This is a genomic window from Streptomyces sp. DSM 40868 (genome assembly GCF_011820545.1).
GTDB lineage: Bacteria > Actinomycetota > Actinomycetes > Streptomycetales > Streptomycetaceae > Streptomyces > Streptomyces eurythermus.
This window is the reverse complement of sequence record NZ_CP050504.1, coordinates 7,846,776-7,863,199: the sequence shown is the minus strand read 5'-3', so window position 1 is coordinate 7,863,199 and position 16,424 is coordinate 7,846,776. Positions and strand designations below refer to the sequence as shown.

Genomic DNA, 16,424 nt, shown 5'->3' with positions numbered 1-16,424 from the left:
GCCATGGCCTCCCCACGCCTGCTCCGCAGATGTCTCCTCGCCGCCCTGTCCGCGGCGCTGATCGGCTCCGCCGCCGTCGGTCCGGCGCGCGCCGAGAGCACCGCCCCGGCGGCCGCGGCCGTCACGACCTTCTCCGACACCTTCGACGGGCCCGCGGGCGCGGCGGTCGACGGCTCCAAGTGGACGCTGGAGACCGGCGACAACGTCAACAACCACGAGCGGCAGTACTACACCTCGGGCACGAAGAACGCGGCCCTGGACGGCCAGGGCCATCTGGTGATCACGGCCCGCAAGGAGAACCCGGCCGGCTACCAGTGCTGGTACGGCAGCTGCCAGTACACCTCGGCCCGGCTGAACACCGCCGGCAAGTTCACCGCCCAGTACGGCCATGTCGAGGCCCGCATGAAGATCCCGCGCGGGCAGGGCATGTGGCCGGCGTTCTGGATGCTCGGCACCCCGGTCAACTGGCCGGACTCGGGTGAGATCGACGTGATGGAGAACGTCGGCTTCGAACCGTCGACCGTGCACGGCACCATCCACGGCCCCGGCTACTCCGGCTCGGGCGGCATAGGCGCGGGCTACACCCTGCCGAACGGGCAGGCCTTCGCGGACGCCTTCCACACCTTCGCCGTCGACTGGGCGCCCGACTCGATCACCTGGTCGGTGGACGGGAACGTCTACCAGCGCCGCACGCCCGCCGATCTGGGCGGCAGGACCTGGGTGTTCAACAAGCCGTTCTTCCTGATCCTGAACCTCGCGGTGGGCGGCTACTGGCCCGGCGACCCGGACGGCTCCACGCAGTTCCCGCAGACGCTGCTGGTGGACTCGGTGTCGGTGACGACGAGCGACAGCGCCGCCGGGGTGCCGATCCGGGGCCTGGCGGGCAAGTGCGTGGACGTGGCCAGCGCGAACTCCGCGAACGGCACCCCGGTCCAGCTCTACGACTGCAACGGCACCAACGCCCAGGCGTGGACCGTCGGCTCGGACGGCACACTGCGGGCGCTCGGCAAGTGCCTGGACGTCAGCGGCGGCGGCACCGCCGACGGCACACCCGTCCAGCTGTGGGACTGCAACGGCAGCCCCGCCCAGAAGTGGGCCCTCCCGGCGGCCCGCGACATCGTCAACCCGCAGGCGAACAAGTGCCTCGACGTCACCGGGAACAACTCGGCCAACGGGACACGGTTGCAGATCTGGACCTGCACGGGCGCGGCCAACCAGAAGTGGACGGTCGGCTGAACCGTCCGCTCAGCGCGGCCGCCAGGTGTACTTGTCCCCGCCCACGAACCGGATCACGTCCGGATCGTCGAGGTCGTGAATGGTGATGCCGTAGGAGGCCGCCGCCTCCAGGACGTCGGTGACGTTCCTGGCCTCACCGACCACCTGACCGTCGATCTCCATGATCCGGAACGGCGGCTCACCCGGCTTGCCCGGGCACACGCCGAGGACCAGGATCCGCGGGTGGGATATGTGGGGAGCTGCTTGTTCGGTCATGAATAGAGCCTAGAACGCTCGGCGGGCCGACGGGCGGTCCACGGCGGCCGGCCACGGGACCGTGCGCGTCCGCCGTGGGCGGCCGCTCATGGTCGGCGCCAGTCGTCGCTGGTCAGATGGGATCCGGCCTGCGGGCCCATCCGGAGCATGCCGCCGTCGACGCTCCAGGAGGCGCCGGTGACGTACGAGGCGTCGGGGCTCGCCAGGAACGCGATCACGGCGGCGACCTCGCGGGCGTCGCCGGGCCGGCCGAGCGGCACGCCGGGCCGGCGCACGGTGTGCACGTCGGTGTCCTCCTGGCCCGTCATCGGGGTGGCGATCTCACCCGGCGCGACCGCGTTCACCGTGATGCCGTGCTCGGCCAGCTCCAGGGCCATCACCTGGGTGAGCAGGCCGAGCCCGCCCTTGGCCGCGCAGTACGGGGCCGCGCCGACCCGGGGCTGGTGCTCGTGCACCGAGGTGACGTTGACGATCCGGCCGCCGTCGCCCTGCTCGATCATCCGGCGCGCGGCCCGCTGGCCCAGCAGGAAGGGGCCGACGAGGTCGACGTCCAGGACCCGGCGCACATCCTCCAGCGTGAGGTCCAGGTACGGCGTCATCGTGCCCGTACCGGCGTTGTTGACCAGGACGTCGATCCGGCCCAGCTCCGCGCACAGCTCGTCCACGGTGTCGGCGGCCTCGGGCAGCCGGGTCAGGTCCAGCCGGGTCACGGCGGCGCGGCGGCCGTGGGCGCGGACGCGCTCGGCCGTCTCCTCGGCGCCCTTGTCGTCGGTGTGCCAGGTGATCCCGACGTCCAGGCCCGCTTCGGCCAGGCGTACGGCGGTGGCGCGGCCGATGCCGGAGTCCGCGCCGGTGACGATGGCCGCTCGGGGCATGACCGGCCTCCTCTCGGTGAGTGTGGGCATGGCAGTACCCGGGGGCAGGGTGCGCAAACGGGGTGCGCCGTGCGGGCCGGGGTGCGGGTGGTGCGGAACGGCGCGCGCGGTTCCCCGCGCCCCTGCCGGGCGCCGGTGTGAACCTTGAGTGCATGGAACCCGTCGCCGCTCTCGACCGGATCGCGTTTCTGCTGGAACGGGCGCTCGCGCCCACCTACCGGGTACGGGCCTTCCGTACCGCCGCCCGGGCGCTGGCCGCGCTGCCCGGGGACGAGGTGGCCGAGCGGGCCGCCGCCGGGACGCTGGAGTCGCTGAAGGGGGTCGGGCCGAAGACCGCGCAGGTGGTGCGGGAGGCGCTGGCCGGTGAGGTGCCCGGTTATCTGCGCCGGCTTCAGGAGGAGGCCGAAGCTCCTGTCGAGGGGCCGGGGGCCGGGCTGCGGGCGCTGCTCCGCGGGGACTGCCACACCCACTCGGACTGGTCCGACGGGGGCAGCCCGATCGAGGAGATGGGGCGGACGGCCGCCGGGCTGGGGCACGAGTGGGTGGCGCTCACCGACCACTCGCCCCGGCTCACCGTGGCCCGGGGCCTGTCCGCCGAGCGGCTGCGGGAGCAGTTGGACGTGGTGGCGGAGCTGAACGCGCGCTGGGCGCCGTTCCGGCTGCTCACCGGCATCGAGTGCGACATCCTGGAGGACGGCTCGCTGGACCAGGAGCCCGAGCTGCTGGAGCGGCTCGACGTGGTCGTGGTCTCCGTGCACTCCAAGCTGCGGATGGACGCCCGGTCCATGACCCGCCGCATGGTGACCGCCGTACGCGATCCGCACGCCGACGTCCTCGGGCACTGCACCGGGCGCCTGGTGACCGGCCGGGGCCGTCCGGAGTCGGAGTTCGACGCGGACGAGGTGTTCGCCGCGTGTGCCGAGGCGGGGACGGCGGTGGAGATCAACAGCCGCCCGGAGCGGCTGGACCCGCCACGGCGGCTGCTGCGCCGGGCGGTCGAGGCGGGGGTGCTGTTCGCCGTCGACACCGACGCGCACGCGCCCGGCCAGCTGGACTGGCAGATCCTCGGCTGCGCCCGGGCCGAGGAGTGCGGGGTGCCGCCCGAGCGGGTGGTGACCACCTGGCCGGCCGAGGACCTGCTGACCTGGACCCACGAGGGCCGCCTGCCGGCCCGGGCGGCGGGTTCCTGACCCTGGGGTCGGCGTGGCGTCCGCCCCGGCCGGCACGACGGGCTCCCGCCCTCTCGGCATGGTCCCGTCCCGGCCCGGGCGGCGGGTACGTGGCCCGCCTCCGCCGACACGACGGGTACCTGACCCGCCCGGCGTGATGCCCCTCCCGGCCTGTGCGACGGGTTCCCGACCCGCACGACGGGGCTTCCGGCCCACGCGACGGGGGTCCCGGCCCACATGGCGGTTCCCGGTCCGCGTGACGGGTTCCCGGTCCGCGTGACGGGTTCCCGATCCGTCCCGGCGTGGTACCCGTTCCCGGAGCGAGCGCCAGGAAAGGATCCCCGCATGGAACGAGCCGCCGTGTTCGACGTGGACGGAACCCTCGTCGACACCAACCACCTCCACGTCGTCACCTGGTGGGAGGCGTTCCGCCAGGCGGGGCACGAGGTACCCATGCACGCCGTGCACCGGGCCGTCGGCCTGGGCTCCACGGACCTGATCGCCCACCTGCTCGGCGACGGCCGCGACCGGGACCAGGACAGCGAGCTGAGCGCCGCGCACACCGCGCTGTACGGCCAGTACTTCGACCGGCTGCCCGCCCTGCCGGGCGCCGCGGAGCTGCTGCGGCGGCTGCGCGGGGACGGCTGGGCGGTGGTCCTGGCCACGTCGGCGAGCGGCGCCGAGCTGGGCGCGCTGCGCCGGGCGATCGACGCGGACGACGCCATCACGGCCACGGCCAGCTCCGACGACGTCCAGGAGGGCAAGCCGGCCCCCGAGCCGGTGGAGCACGCCCTGGAGCTGGCCGGGGTCCCGGCCTCGCGGGCGGTGTTCGTCGGGGACACGGTGTGGGACATGCGGGCGGGCAGCAAGGCCGGGGTGCGCTGTGTGGGGGTGCTGTGCGGCGGGATTCCCCGCGCGGATCTGGAGGAGGCCGGGGCGGAGGCGGTGTACGCCGACCCCGCCGACCTGCTGGCACGGCTGGCCGGGAGCCCGCTGGCGTGAGCCGTGACGCAGGTCACGTGGGTGAACGGAACACCCCAGTGTGGTTGCCCGTTGAACAAGCCGTGGGTGTGGACGGGACAGTGTCCCCGGGCCTCACCATTCGCCCACAGGGACGATCGTTCGGCTGAAGCCCTGTGGAGCCCTTCGCCGCGAGGCGACCGCCGTCCGCGCCCACCACCGACCGCCCCGGCCGTGATTCCCCCGTCACGACCGGGGCATTTCCATGACGGCGGCCGGTTTCAGTCCCCGCTCGGCGGGAGCCTTGGGCGCGGTTTCCGGAAGGAGCCGGCGGGTCCAGCCGGCGCGGCGACGCGGGTCAGGCCGGGGAACCGGGACCGGGCGGAAGGTGGACGGTCATGATCAGGTGACAGGTCCCGGTGCCCGCGCCCCGGTAGGTGTGCGGGACGTCCCCGTCGAAGGCGGCGGTCTGGCCGGCTTCCACGGAATGCTCCGTGCCGTCCACGATCAGCGTCATCCGGCCGGACGTGACGCTGACGGTCTCCACGACGCCGGCCTGGTGGGGGTGGCTCGGGTACTCCTCGCCCGGCTCCAGCGTCCAGCGCCAGACCTCGGCCGGGGCCGGCCCCGAAGTGGTCAGCATGAGCCGGGCCTCACTCCCCCGCGCTCCGGTCCACAGCGGGGTCAGATCACCGGCGGCCACGATGCGTACGCGCCCTTCGGCGCGCCCCTCCAGCAGGGCGGAGACGGAGACGCCGAGGGTGTCGGCCAGCCGTACCAGGGTGGCGAAGTTCGGATTTCCCTGGGCCTTCTCCAGCGCGACCAGGGCGCCCTTGCTGACCTGGGCCCGCCGGCCGAGTTCGTCCAGCGACAGACCCGCGCGGGTACGGGCCGCCCGGACGTTGCGCGCGAGCGTCCGCAGGGCCGCCTCGGTCTCTGCCATCCGATCACTTCCTCAATGGGGCACTGCACTGCACCGCTCGGTCGTTCGGTTGACACGCTCCGGTCGGTACGTTGTACGGTTCAGTCGTTCCATTGATGGTAAGGGATCGTCTCGTGAACGCTCTGCCGCCGGCCGGTCGCGGACCATCTCCGTGCGGGCGCCGGGCCCGCCGAGGACGTCGGCGTGTCTCTACGCGACGGAGCCGCCCGGACCCGTCGTAGGACCACCCGGGCCGCCGTAGGGTCCTTCTCTCCCTGCTCGCCCGCCGCCCCGCCGGCCCCTCAGCCGCCACCCGCCACCCGCCCCCCCCCTTCCCGCAGGGAGAAACGCATGTTCATCCAGCCCTGGGACGCCGCCCTGGACGACGCCGAATGGCAGCACTGGATCGCCGCGGGCCACGACTTCGGCCAACTCTGTGTCAACGGCCCGCCCGGCCTGCCGCCCGTCGTCGTCCCCACCCACTTCGCCCCCGACGACGGGCACCTGCTGATCCACCTCGCCCGCCCCAACCCGGTCTGGAAGGCGATCGAGCACGACCCGAACGTCACCTTCACCGTCGTGGGCGATTACGCCTTCATCCCCGGCCCCTGGCGCGCCAGGCCGGACATCCCGCCCACGGACGGCGTCCCCACCAGCTACTACGCCGCCGTCCAGTTCACCTGCCGGGCCCACATCATCGACGACCCCGGCGCCAAGGCCGACCTGCTGCGCCGCCAGATGGCACACTTCCAGCCCGACGGCGACCACGCCCCCATCGACCCCGACGAGCCCCCGTACGGCCGCATGCTCCCCGGCATCCGCGGCCTGCGCCTGGACGTCGTCGACGTACGGGCCAAGTTCAAGTACGACGACCACAAGCCCGTCGAGCACCGCACCGCCGTCGCCGACCGCCTCACCCGCCGCGGCCAGGGCCTCGACATACCCACCGCCCGACGGCAACTGCACCGACTGGAGCGCGTAGGCACCTGGACCCCCTGACCCGGGCCCTCGCCGCCGCCCTCACACCCTCACCCTCGCACTCGCACGAAACAGGTTCTCGCCCATGACCGCCTTCCGCATCAGCCCCGCCGTCGCGGACGCCTTCCCCGACACGCTCATCGCCCTGGTCACCGTCACCGGTCTGCGCGGCCACGAGCCCTGGCCCGCCACCGTCACGGCCGTCGAGGAACTGGAGCGGCAACTCGCCGCCGGCACCTGGCAGCCGGCCGACGAGACGGACCCGCGCATCGAGGCGTGGCACAGCGCCTACCGCTCCTTCGGCACCAACCCCCGTCGCATCCGCCCCAGCGTCGACGCGCTCGGCCGCCGCATGGCCAAGAAGGGCAGCCTGCCGCGGATCAACCCGGCCGTCGACTCCTACAACGCCGTCTCCGTCCGTCACGGCCTGCCCGCCGGCGCCTTCGACCTCGACCACGTCACCGGCGACGTCGACATCCGCCACGCCGAAGGAGCCGAGGAGTTCACCCCGCTCGGCGAACCCGACACGGTCGAGACACCGAAGCCCGGTGAGATCATCTACGCCGACACCACCGGCGTGCTGACCCGCCACTGGAACCACCGCGATGCACACCGCACCCGCGTCACCGAGGACTCGACGCGCGTCGCCTTCGTCCTGGAAACGCTCCACGCCACCCGCGACGGCCACCTCCTCAAGACCGCGGCGGACGAACTCCAGGACCTGCTCGCCCCCCACAGCGACCGGACGACGGTCCACTACCTGAGCCCCGCGGCCCCCCACATCAGCACCTGACCGAGGTCGCATGCCGGAATGCGTTCCGCTCGACCAGCCTTGGAACGCATTCCGGAGGCGCCCACTGGCCCGGAACCCCCGTTGGCTGCCACCGCCGAGAAGGCCGCACGACCACCCCGTACCCGCCGACAGCCGACAACAACCGGCGACAACCGCCCGCCTACAGGGCGGCGAACTCGACCGTGTCGCCGTCTCCGTCGAGGTTGAATCCGAATTTCTCGGCGACCAGTGTGGTGCCGTCGCTGAAGTAGAGCGTGACGCGGGCGACGTCGATGGTCCAGTTGTCGTTGCCGTTCGTCTTGATCCACATGCGGACCCGGAAGCCGTAGCACTCCGACTTCCCCGTGCCCGGCGCCTCCACGACGAGCGGGACGATGTGATGGGAGTCGTCGTTGTACGTGGTCATGTCCTTGCCGGAGCTGTCCGCGTTGTTGATCGAGGCCAGCAGCGACTTCTCGTCATTCGTCTTGACGGTGATGTAGATACCGGTGTCGTGGTCCTTGTTGTCGCCGTCACCGGTGAGCGTGAAAAGCTCGGCACGACTCAAGGTCGGCCCCGCGCAATACCCTTCGCCTCCGCCGTTGCACGCCGCGGCCACCGGCTGATCGGCGACGGCGACGTCCTGGCCCGGGCCGTCCCTTTCCACACTGGCCATGTTTCCCCCTGCGAGTCTGCCGTGAATTCGGTCTCTCGTGATGTACCCTCACCCACTTCCCCCAACAGTCGCGGTGAAGAAGAAAGGATTCCGCTCAACTAGGTCATATTTAATGACCGGAAGTGGTGACCGAAGCGGGTCAGCGCGACGCCTGTGGTGCGTCCGAGCGCACGGCGGATCCATGACTTGCGGCGGTGCCGGGTGGTGCGCGACCAGGCCCGGAGTGCGGGTTGACAGTCGCACCCCCGAGAGGAGTCGCCCGGCGCGAAGGGTGTCATGCCCGGACTCGCAGCCCCCCAGACGGTGGTGAGCCGTGTCTCCAGTACGCCGGTAGTGCGCCCGATATGGATTGTTATCCGATAAGCGCTCTCTTCACCCATTCGAGGGACTACGCCCTTCATACGTGTTTCCTACTCTGACGCCAGCGCCCATCGGGCCTGAATCCGGGAGGAAACTTGCACTCCGTCCGACACCGTCTCTCCGCCGTCATCGCCGTCGTCCTGCTCTGCCTGGCCGGCGCCGTGATCAGCCTGCAGAGCACCACCACCGCCTCCGCACAGGGCCCCGACGGGGGCGTCCAGCACATGCAGCCAGGCCGCCTGAACCTACAGGGGACCCCCTCGGGACGGTGGGTGAACACCACGGTCACGGTCACGCTGCCCCGGCCCGGCACCTACCTCCTCGACGCGGACGTCCGAGGACGCGTCGCCGGCGACGGCAACACACGCCTTCTCGCGTCCGTCCAGGCCCGGCTCTGGAACGTCACCAACGGCGCCCTGGTCCCGCAGAGCGAGCGCCTGGTCACGCACATGAACACGCCCGCGCTGAGCGGGCCCGTCGCCAGGCAGTCGACGGCACCGATCAGCGAGCGCATCACCGTGAACCGGGAGACCGTGATCCGGCTCCAGGTACGGCGGGTCAACAGCGTCGGCCAGACCTACCGGGCCGACATCTTCTCGGACGCCTCCGGCCGCACCTCGCTCCGCTACCAGCGGGTGTGACGCCCGGCAGTCCCCCAACGACCCGCGAAACCGAACCAACGGCCCCGCGTTCCCGGCAAAGGGAGCGCGGGACCGCGCCATTCCCACCGGCCGCTGCGGCAGGTGGGTCGGGCCGGCTCGCCCTGGTGAGCCCGATGCGGCGACAGGTGTCGCGTGCGAGCCCCTGAGCCGTTGCCTTCCACTGCGTCATGGGCGAGTGCCGATCTCGCTCCTCTCCGATGAACGGCGTGGCTGCCGGAGGTGCAGGCGCGGGCGTCCGCCTCGTCGATCGGGCCCAGAACCTTCATTTCACGGTGGGGGCTCCCCATACTTGGCCTACTTACCGGGGGGAGCAGGGATGGACACAGCGGGGTTGGCGTCGGCGGTGGTACCTCTCGTCGTGGCCGCGGTCACCGGCGCGGGGACCGCGCTCGGCACGGAGACGGTGCAGATGGTGTCCGGCCTGGTCAGGGAACGTCTGGGAGGCTCCGAACAGGGTCGGGCAGCCCTGACGGGGCTGGACCGGGCCCCTGACGACTCGACAGCGGCGGACCGGCTCCACGCCGCTCTGCGGGACGCTCTCGACGCGGACCCGGCGTTCGCACGACGGCTGTTCTCCCTGTTCGAGGCACCACCGCCGCCCCAGCAGCCGCCGGCGCCTCCCGGGAGCGTGGTCATCGGGGACGGCAACCGGTTACGCGGCAGCAATATCTCCCTCGGTCCGCTGACGATCTCGACCACCCGCGGCGGCCCGGGCGCCCTGGTGGCGTTGGTCGCGCTGGTGCTCGCGATCGTGGCGCTCGCCGTGTACGGCGGCGTGCGAGCCATCGGCGTGGACGACTCGCCGGGCCGGGGAAGCGGCACGGCGTCGCGGCAGGACACCGGCGGAGAGGGGGGCGCGGCGGGCGCTTCCGCGGACGGCTCGGACAACTCGCTCGCCGGCGGGCGGATCCGTCCGGTGCTCAAGGACCGTGACGTGGTGAAGTCGGTCCTTCCCGGGCTGGACGCGGTGCCCGGCGGCTGGACCCAGGAGTCCGCTCCGAAGGTGCTCGAAGCCGGCGCATCGCGGTGCCGGACCGATCAGCCGAGCGTGTTGTTCTGCGGCGAAGCCGAGTACCAGGACCCGTCGACGAACAACGTCGCCGAATTCGAGGTGTACGCGCTCTCCAGTGTCAGTGCCGCGCAATCGGCCTACCGGTCGGCAAGAGGGGACGCTCCGCCCTCGATGGCGCTGCCGGCGCTGGGGGACGAGAGCCATGCCTTCGGCGGGCAAGACGGCTCCTCCGGCAAGACGGTGATGTCCGTGGTCAGGTTCGGCAGTGTCGTGGTCGGCGTCACCTACCGCATCGAGGCGGTGGACTGGACGGAGGCGTTCGGCGGCGACCATCTCGAAGTCCTGACACGCATGCTGGTCGACCGGGTCCGGCAGGCGTGCGAGGGTCAGGCCCCTACCGCCCGGGCGGTCCTGTGAGCGCGGGCGCTGCCGGGAACGGAGAGTTCAGCCGCGCCACTCCACCATGAGCAGCGTCGCGTCGTCCGTGGTGTGTCCGCCCCGCGCCCGCTTCAGGGTGTGGGACAGGGAGCGGGTCACCGCCCGGATGCCGCGACCGGTCGCCTCCAGCCGGTTCACATGGTCGATCAGCTGGTTCTCGCCGAACTCCTCCCCTCCCCTGACGTGCTCCTCGACCAGCCCGTCGGTGAAACACAGCACCCGGTCCCCGTGCTCCAGCCGCAGCCCGCTGACCGGTGGCTCCGGACCGCCCAGGCCGACCGGGAGGGTCGTCGGGGCGACCAGGCGCCGTACGACGCGGTGGTCGCGGACGAGGATCGGCGGCGGGTGTCCGGCGTTGACCCACCGCATCCGCCCGGTCGTGGTGTCCAGCTGGATCATCTGCGCGGTGACGAAGTGTTCGGGGCCGAACTGCTGCGCCACGGCACGGTCCATGAAGGCGTAGCTCGCCGACAGGCCGATGCCGAGGCGGCGGGCGTGGCGGTAGGCGCCGATGGCGACGGTGGCCAGGGTGGCCGCGTTCAGTCCGTGCCCCATGGCGTCGATCATGACCACATGGAGGATGTCTCCGTTGAGCGCGTAGTCGAAGCTGTCGCCGGCCACGTCGTAGGCGGGTTCCAGGATCCCGGCCACGGCGACCCGAGGCATGATCATCGCCAACGGGGGCAGCAGGGACCACTGGATCTCCGCGGCGACGCTCATCGGTTCGCGGCGCCGGACGCCGAAGAACAGGTCGGAGTAGCCGTGCTTGGTCACCAGCAGGTCGGCCACGAGTCCGGAGATCCTCAGCAGCAGGCGCCGGACGTCGTCGTCGATGCCGTCGAGTGTCACCGACATGACCCCCACCTGGTCGCCGCCGTCCAGCAGCGGCAGGTGGATCCGTACGCCGTCGGCCCCGAGCAGTTCCACGGGGACCGCGTCGAGAAAGCAGCGGCCGGCCGCCGAGTCGTCGATCACCTGCGGTTCCCCCTGGGTGAGGCGCTCGCCGGTCAGGGGTACGAGGAGCAGTTGGCCGTAGTCCTGCAGCAGCACCTGCGGATGCCGGCCGCCCAGTCGCGCCACCACGGCGGTGACCAGCGGCGCGATGAGGTCGGGAGGAAGCTCGTGCGCGCGGTCGAGAACCTCTCCCAGCAGCGCTTCCCCGAAGCTCTCGGAGCGGTCCGGGCGCCGTTCGGGCGTCATCCGTTCTCCCGCCATGATCCGCGGAGTGGTGTCCTGTCCCGAGTCCGTGTCCTCCTTCCCGGCGGCGAGGTCCGGTCCGGAGCACCAAGCGGCTTGCGGCTGCCCGCGTCCGTCACTCGCCGGGAACGGCGCCGCCGTGGTCGTGCGCCCGAAAAGCTCTCGTTAAGGCCAGCGTACCCCCGGCCGTGACGGGCGACAGGCCGGCGGTGCCGGGGAGGGATCCACGGCCGGCCGGCCCGGTGGGTCACTTCTGTGCGCGGATCCGGGGTGCCGTGGTGTTCAGGCCGAGCAGGCGGAAGTAGTTCTCGCCGAGCGCGATGCCGCGGAAGGCTCTGCCGCCGAGGGCCTTGTTGATGCGGCTGGTCACTTCGAGCTCTTTCCTGTACACGGCGTAGCTCTTGTCGCTCGACGCGACGAAGTCGTTGACGTAGTGGACGCCGCTCTTGCGCAGATAGGTGTTGAGCTCTTCGAAGGGGATCGCCTTGCCGCCGAAGGGGCGGTAGTGGAGGTGGCTGTCGACGACCGAGGTGTAGGGCCGGGTGGCGCGGTCGAAGCACGAGGCGTGGGCGGGGGCCTGGCCGGCGCCGGCCGCCGCCGCGGCCGGGGCGGTGGCCGGGATGACGATCCGCTCGCGGAAGAGGGTAGGCATGCTGCGCTCCCACGGAGTCTGACCGCGTGGGGCCGAGACGAGCCACGACGCGTATGCGGACAAAACCTCGTGGCTTGCGGGCGGGAGGGCCACGTCGGGCGCGCCCGGCCGTCACCCATCGGGACCGGGCGGGCGCCGGGCCGCCTGTGCGCCGACGCGCCGGGCCCGTTCCGCGGGTCGAGCTGTCCTGACCGGTGCCCTCGGGATATCCCCACCCCCGATCCGCCGGGAGCCTCCATGTCCCGTGACGGCCGTGCTCCGTAGCGTCGAGTCATCGGCTGGGAAAGATCGCGAGAGGACGGAACATGAGGTTGCGCGGCGGCAGGCGGCGGAAGGCGGACGACCGGCTGGAGCCCCAGGGCACACCCGGTCTCGCCGTCGAACTGCGCGGGGTACGGCGGGAGTACGGCCGCGGCTCCCGTACCGTGCAGGCCCTCGCCGGCATCGATCTCGCCCTGCCCCGCGGCACGTTCACCGCCGTCATGGGCCCGTCCGGGTCCGGCAAGTCCACCTTCCTGCAGTGCGCGGCCGGTCTCGACCGGCCGACGGCCGGCTCCGTGCGGCTGGGCGGTACGGAGATCACGGGCATGCGCGAGAACCAGCTCACCGAACTGCGGCGCAGCCGCCTCGGTTTCGTGTTCCAGGCCTTCAACCTGCTGCCCTCCCTCACCGTGGAGCAGAACGTGCTGCTCCCGATGCGCCTGGCCGGGCAGCGCCAGGACCGCCGTCGGGCGGCGGCGATGCTCGCGCGGGTCGGCCTCGCCGACAAGGCCGGGCGCCGGCCCGGCGAGTTGTCCGGCGGCCAGCAGCAGCGCGTGGCCGTCGCCCGTGCCCTGATCACCGACCCGGACGTGGTGTTCGCCGACGAGCCCACCGGCGCCCTGGACACCGGGACCGCCGCCGAGGTCCTCGGCCTGCTCCGGCAGGCGGTGGACGCCCTCGGGGCGACCGTCGTCATGGTCACCCACGATCCGGCCGCCGCCGCGTGGGCCGACCGCGTGCTGTTCCTCGCCGACGGTGTCTTCGCCGGCGGCCTCGACCGCGGCACGGCGGAGCAGATCGCGGCGCGCATGGCCGCGCTCACCTCCCGCACGGGCACGGTGGCGGTGGCCGCCGCGTGAGGAGCCTCGCCCCCAACGGCCTCGCCCGCGCGGCCGTACGCTTCAAGCCCGCCTCGTTCGCCGGCACCTTCGTGGCGCTGATGATGGCGTCGCTGATCGTCTCCGCCTGCGGCATCCTCATGGAGACCGGCATCCGTGCCTCGGTCCCGCCCGCGCGGTACGCGAAGGCGCCGGTCGTCGCGGCGGCCGACCAGTACGCCCACTTCGTCATGGGCAGCGGGGACGGCCGTTCCGAGGAGTCGATCCCACTGCCGGACACCGCCCGCGTGGACACCGCGCTGGCCGGGCGGGCGGCCCGCGTGCCCGGCGTCCGGGCTGCCGTGGCGGACTTCACGTTCCCCGTGCGCCAGGGCAACCGCGCGTTCACGGGGCATGGCTGGGCGTCGCACGCCTTCACCGGAACCGCGCTCCGCGCCGGGACCGCGCCCCGCGCCGGGGAGGTCGTCCTCGACACCGCCGCCGCACGGGCCGCGAGGGCAGGCGTGGGCGACACCGTCGTGCTGGAAACCGCCGCCGGACGCGCCCGCTTCCGCGTCTCCGGGCTGGCGCAGGCCGGTCCCGGCGACCGGGCCGGGGGTCCCGTGGGCTGGTTCGCCGATGCCCGGTCCCCCGCGCTCGCCGGGCACCCCGGCAAGGCCGACGCCATCGCCGTACTGGCGGACGACGGGGCGGACACCGATGCCCTCGCCGCCGGTGTGCGCGAGGCGCTCGCCGGGTCCGGCGCCGGGGTGCACACCGGTGACGACCGCGGCGCCGTGGAGAACCACGGGCTCGGGTACGCGAAGGAAACGCTCACCGGGCTCGGCGGTTCCTTCGGCGGGATCGCCGCCATGGTCGCCGTCTTCACCGCCGCCGGCACGGTGGCCCTGTCGGTCGCCCAGCGCGCCCGGGAGTTCGCGCTGCTGCGCGCCATCGGCGCCACGCCGCGGCAGATCCGGCGGGCGGTCGCCGCCGAGGGGCTGCTCGTCGCGCCCGTCGCCGGGCTCGCCGGCTGCCTGCCGGGGATCGGGCTCGCGCACTGGTGGTTCGGGCAGTTGGAGGACCGCGGGGCCATCCCGGAACCCGTGCGCCTGTACGTGTCCTGGATCCCGTTCGTCGTCGCCGTCGGCACGGGGCTGCTGACCGCGCTCGCCGCCGGCTGGGCGGCCGGACGCCGGCCCGCGAGGATCAAGCCGGGTCAGGCGCTCACCGAGGCCTCGCTGGAACGGCGGCGCCCGGGCGTGATCCGTACCGCGCTGGGTCTGGGCGCGCTGGCCGGCGGCGGGGTCCTCACCGTGCTCGCCGCCGGTTCGGCCGGGGACGACGCGGCCAACGCCGCTCTCGGCGTCGTCATGCTGTTCATGCTCGCGGTGGCGTTGCTCGGCCCGCTGGTGGCGCGGCTGTGCGCGGCCCTGTCCGGGCTGTTGCTGCGCGGTCTGGGCGCCGCGGCCTCGCTGGCCGTCGCCAACTCCCGTACCAACGCCCGTCGGCTGGCCTCGGCGCTCACCCCGATCGTGCTGGCCATGGCCTTCGCCTCGACGCTCACCTTCCTGCACACGAGCGAAAGCCACGTCGCCGCCGGGCAGTTGCGGGCCGGCGTCACCGCGGACCACGTCGTCACCCACCCCGCCGGGCTGTCCCCCGGTTCCGTCGGGCGCGCCGCCCGCGCTCCCGGCGTCCGGGCGGCCTCGGGCCTGCTGGACACCCGGGTGCTGGTGCCCGTCGGGTCGGGCGACGACCGCTGGTTGCAGGACGCGGCGGCCCAGGGTGTCTCCGGCTCCGGCGCCCGGCTGGCCGAGGTGCAGGACCTCGATGTGCGCGACGGGAGCCTCGACCGGATCGGCGGGGGCCGGATCGCCGTCGACACCATGCTCGCCGCGTCGGCCGGGGTCACGGTCGGCGACAGGCTGCCGATGTACCTCCCGGACGGCACCCGGGCCCGCCCCGAGGTCGTCGCCGTCTACGGCCGCGGGCTCGGCCTGCCGGCCGTGACCATGGACCGCGCGTCGCTGGCCGCGCACGTCTCCTCGGGCTTCGACAGCACGCTGCTGGTACGCGGCGGGGACGCGCGGGACCTCGCCCCGCTGGGCGAGGTCGCCGACGGGTCCGGTTACGCGGCCGGGCGGAGCGCCGGCCGCGAGCTGAACGCCTGGGCCAACTACACGATGGCCGCGGTCCTGGGCGGTTTCGCCGCCGTGGCCGCCGTCAACACCCTGGTGATGACCGTCCTCGACCGCCGTCGGGAACTGGGCGTGCTCCGTCTCGTCGGCGCCACCCGGCGCCAGGTGATGGGCATGCTGCGCTGGGAGGGCCTGCTGGTGGCGGGGGCCGGCGTGGTCCTCGGCACGGCCATCGCCGCGGCCACCCTGATCCCGATGACGCGCGGCCTGACCGGCGAGGACCCGTACGTGCCCCCGCTGGTGTACGCGGCCTTCGCCGGGGGCGCGGTGGGGCTCGGCCTGCTGGCGGTGACGCTGCCGGCGCGGGCGGCGCTACGGCGCTGAGCCGGCGCTCCGGGACGGCGCGGGCGGACGGCCCCGGCCGCGTGCTCCTCCCTACTCCTCGGTGACGATGCGTTCGACCGCCGCCGCCACCAGCTGCTCGCGCTCCGCCTCCGTGAAGACGTCCGGCAGGGTGAGCTGCTCGACGATCAGCCAGTTGAGCGTCAGGACGAGGAGCTTGACCGCCGTGGCGTCGCCGGGGAAGCCGGACGCCTCGTGATAGGCGACGTTGGCGTCCAGGTCGGCCCGGACCCGCTCGGTGAGGACCTCGCGGAGTCCGGGGCGGCGGGTGGCCTCGAGGCGCAGTTCGAGCAGCGCGAGGTAGCCGGTGCGGTAGGCGGCCACGCGGCCGACGAGTTCCCGCATCAGCTCCGCGTAGGTCTCCCGGTCGCGGCCGGCCGTCCGCAGCCGGGTGAGCGTGGCCTCGTCGGGCTGGAGCCGTTCGTAGACCCGGGCCCCGGCCTGGGTGAGCAGGTCGTCGCGGTCGGTGAAGTAGTTGGAGGCGGTGCCGACGGGCACGGCGGCTTCTGTGTCCACCGCCCGGAACGTCAGGCCCCGCGCGCCGTCCCTGGCCAGCACCTCGATCGCCGCGTCCACGAGGGCGGCCCGCCGTTCGTCGTTCCGTCTCACCATTGACACCACTCCAGCTGTAGTACTAC

General features: G+C 73.0%; 16 protein-coding genes. 9 read left to right on the top strand and 7 right to left on the bottom strand.

What is annotated here, in order from left to right; translation table 11 throughout:
- Positions 1 to 3: 3 nt before the first annotated feature.
- Positions 4 to 1,236 (top strand): glycoside hydrolase family 16 protein, encoded by a 1,233-nt coding sequence (locus tag HB370_RS35480; RefSeq protein ID WP_030780122.1) that lies wholly within the window; start codon positions 4 to 6, stop codon positions 1,234 to 1,236.
- 9 nt (positions 1,237 to 1,245) lie between these two features.
- Here the strand turns inward: HB370_RS35480 and HB370_RS35475 are convergent, their stop codons facing one another.
- Complete coding sequence (locus tag HB370_RS35475; protein ID WP_030780124.1) at positions 1,246 to 1,491, bottom strand: hypothetical protein; 246 nt, start codon at positions 1,489 to 1,491, stop codon at positions 1,246 to 1,248.
- 86 nt (positions 1,492 to 1,577) lie between these two features.
- Positions 1,578 to 2,366, bottom strand: a complete 789-nt coding sequence (locus HB370_RS35470) for an SDR family oxidoreductase (RefSeq protein WP_051815541.1) — start codon at positions 2,364 to 2,366, stop codon at positions 1,578 to 1,580.
- A 152-nt stretch (positions 2,367 to 2,518) separates the two neighbouring features.
- Here HB370_RS35470 and HB370_RS35465 point away from each other — a divergent pair, with 152 nt between their 5' ends.
- Both HB370_RS35465 and HB370_RS35460 read left to right on the top strand, forming a co-directional pair.
- Complete coding sequence (locus tag HB370_RS35465) at positions 2,519 to 3,556, top strand: PHP domain-containing protein (protein WP_030780129.1); 1,038 nt, start codon at positions 2,519 to 2,521, stop codon at positions 3,554 to 3,556.
- Positions 3,557 to 3,880: 324 nt separating this feature from the next.
- Entirely contained in the window at positions 3,881 to 4,537 is a 657-nt protein-coding gene (locus HB370_RS35460) for an HAD family hydrolase (RefSeq protein WP_030780132.1), read from the top strand.
- Positions 4,538 to 4,853: 316 nt separating this feature from the next.
- On the opposite strand, the gene HB370_RS35455 is transcribed toward HB370_RS35460, so the two are convergent.
- Positions 4,854 to 5,438: an XRE family transcriptional regulator gene (locus tag HB370_RS35455; RefSeq protein WP_030780134.1), complete on the bottom strand. Its 585-nt coding sequence runs from the start codon at positions 5,436 to 5,438 to the stop codon at positions 4,854 to 4,856.
- Positions 5,439 to 5,768: 330 nt separating this feature from the next.
- Here HB370_RS35455 and HB370_RS35450 point away from each other — a divergent pair, with 330 nt between their 5' ends.
- The gene (locus HB370_RS35450) at positions 5,769 to 6,416 is read left to right on the top strand and encodes an FMN-binding negative transcriptional regulator (RefSeq protein WP_030780136.1); all 648 of its coding nucleotides are present in this window, start codon (positions 5,769 to 5,771) and stop codon (positions 6,414 to 6,416) included.
- Positions 6,417 to 6,480: 64 nt separating this feature from the next.
- Entirely contained in the window at positions 6,481 to 7,188 is a 708-nt protein-coding gene (locus HB370_RS35445) for a phenylalanine--tRNA ligase beta subunit-related protein (RefSeq protein ID WP_030780138.1), read from the top strand.
- Positions 7,189 to 7,348: 160 nt separating this feature from the next.
- Here HB370_RS35445 and HB370_RS35440 read toward each other — a convergent pair whose 3' ends face one another.
- A complete protein-coding gene (locus HB370_RS35440) occupies positions 7,349 to 7,843 on the bottom strand; it encodes a hypothetical protein (protein ID WP_244405753.1) in 495 nt (164 codons plus the stop codon).
- Positions 7,844 to 8,298: 455 nt separating this feature from the next.
- On the opposite strand from HB370_RS35440, the gene HB370_RS35435 reads away from it, so the two are divergent.
- On the top strand, positions 8,299 to 8,844 hold the full coding sequence (locus HB370_RS35435; RefSeq protein WP_030780141.1) for a hypothetical protein: 546 nt from the start codon (positions 8,299 to 8,301) through the stop codon (positions 8,842 to 8,844).
- Between the two features lie 337 nt (positions 8,845 to 9,181).
- Entirely contained in the window at positions 9,182 to 10,294 is a 1,113-nt protein-coding gene (locus tag HB370_RS35430; RefSeq protein ID WP_157855555.1) for a hypothetical protein, read from the top strand.
- Positions 10,295 to 10,321: 27 nt separating this feature from the next.
- Here HB370_RS35430 and HB370_RS35425 read toward each other — a convergent pair whose 3' ends face one another.
- Entirely contained in the window at positions 10,322 to 11,515 is a 1,194-nt protein-coding gene (locus HB370_RS35425) for a PP2C family protein-serine/threonine phosphatase (RefSeq protein WP_030780147.1), read from the bottom strand.
- Positions 11,516 to 11,759: 244 nt separating this feature from the next.
- Entirely contained in the window at positions 11,760 to 12,164 is a 405-nt protein-coding gene (locus HB370_RS35420) for a hypothetical protein (protein WP_030780150.1), read from the bottom strand.
- 305 nt (positions 12,165 to 12,469) lie between these two features.
- Between HB370_RS35420 and HB370_RS35415 the strand changes: the two genes are divergently transcribed.
- The gene (locus HB370_RS35415; protein ID WP_030780153.1) at positions 12,470 to 13,285 is read left to right on the top strand and encodes an ABC transporter ATP-binding protein; all 816 of its coding nucleotides are present in this window, start codon (positions 12,470 to 12,472) and stop codon (positions 13,283 to 13,285) included.
- On the top strand, positions 13,282 to 15,768 hold the full coding sequence (locus HB370_RS35410; protein ID WP_030780156.1) for an FtsX-like permease family protein: 2,487 nt from the start codon (positions 13,282 to 13,284) through the stop codon (positions 15,766 to 15,768). The genes HB370_RS35415 and HB370_RS35410 overlap by 4 nt, the downstream gene beginning before the upstream one ends.
- 51 nt (positions 15,769 to 15,819) lie before the next feature.
- On the opposite strand, the gene HB370_RS35405 is transcribed toward HB370_RS35410, so the two are convergent.
- Positions 15,820 to 16,398, bottom strand: a complete 579-nt coding sequence (locus HB370_RS35405; protein WP_030780159.1) for a TetR/AcrR family transcriptional regulator — start codon at positions 16,396 to 16,398, stop codon at positions 15,820 to 15,822.
- Between the last annotated feature and the right edge of the window lie 26 nt (positions 16,399 to 16,424).

Excerpts from the sequence above, each read along its gene's own strand:
- HB370_RS35445 (WP_030780138.1), top strand. The coding sequence starts at position 6,481 with ATGACCGCCTTCCGCATCAGCCCCGCCGTCGCGGACGCCTTCCCCGAC.
- HB370_RS35455 (WP_030780134.1), bottom strand. The coding sequence starts at position 5,438 with ATGGCAGAGACCGAGGCGGCCCTGCGGACGCTCGCGCGCAACGTCCGG.
- HB370_RS35475 (WP_030780124.1), bottom strand. The coding sequence starts at position 1,491 with ATGACCGAACAAGCAGCTCCCCACATATCCCACCCGCGGATCCTGGTC.
- HB370_RS35450 (WP_030780136.1), top strand. The coding sequence starts at position 5,769 with ATGTTCATCCAGCCCTGGGACGCCGCCCTGGACGACGCCGAATGGCAG.
- HB370_RS35430 (WP_157855555.1), top strand. The coding sequence starts at position 9,182 with ATGGACACAGCGGGGTTGGCGTCGGCGGTGGTACCTCTCGTCGTGGCC.
- HB370_RS35460 (WP_030780132.1), top strand. The coding sequence starts at position 3,881 with ATGGAACGAGCCGCCGTGTTCGACGTGGACGGAACCCTCGTCGACACC.
- HB370_RS35420 (WP_030780150.1), bottom strand. The coding sequence starts at position 12,164 with ATGCCTACCCTCTTCCGCGAGCGGATCGTCATCCCGGCCACCGCCCCG.
- HB370_RS35465 (WP_030780129.1), top strand. The coding sequence starts at position 2,519 with ATGGAACCCGTCGCCGCTCTCGACCGGATCGCGTTTCTGCTGGAACGG.
- HB370_RS35470 (WP_051815541.1), bottom strand. The coding sequence starts at position 2,366 with ATGCCCCGAGCGGCCATCGTCACCGGCGCGGACTCCGGCATCGGCCGC.
- HB370_RS35405 (WP_030780159.1), bottom strand. The coding sequence starts at position 16,398 with ATGGTGAGACGGAACGACGAACGGCGGGCCGCCCTCGTGGACGCGGCG.
- HB370_RS35415 (WP_030780153.1), top strand. The coding sequence starts at position 12,470 with ATGAGGTTGCGCGGCGGCAGGCGGCGGAAGGCGGACGACCGGCTGGAG.
- HB370_RS35440 (WP_244405753.1), bottom strand. The coding sequence starts at position 7,843 with ATGGCCAGTGTGGAAAGGGACGGCCCGGGCCAGGACGTCGCCGTCGCC.
- HB370_RS35480 (WP_030780122.1), top strand. The coding sequence starts at position 4 with ATGGCCTCCCCACGCCTGCTCCGCAGATGTCTCCTCGCCGCCCTGTCC.
- HB370_RS35425 (WP_030780147.1), bottom strand. The coding sequence starts at position 11,515 with ATGACGCCCGAACGGCGCCCGGACCGCTCCGAGAGCTTCGGGGAAGCG.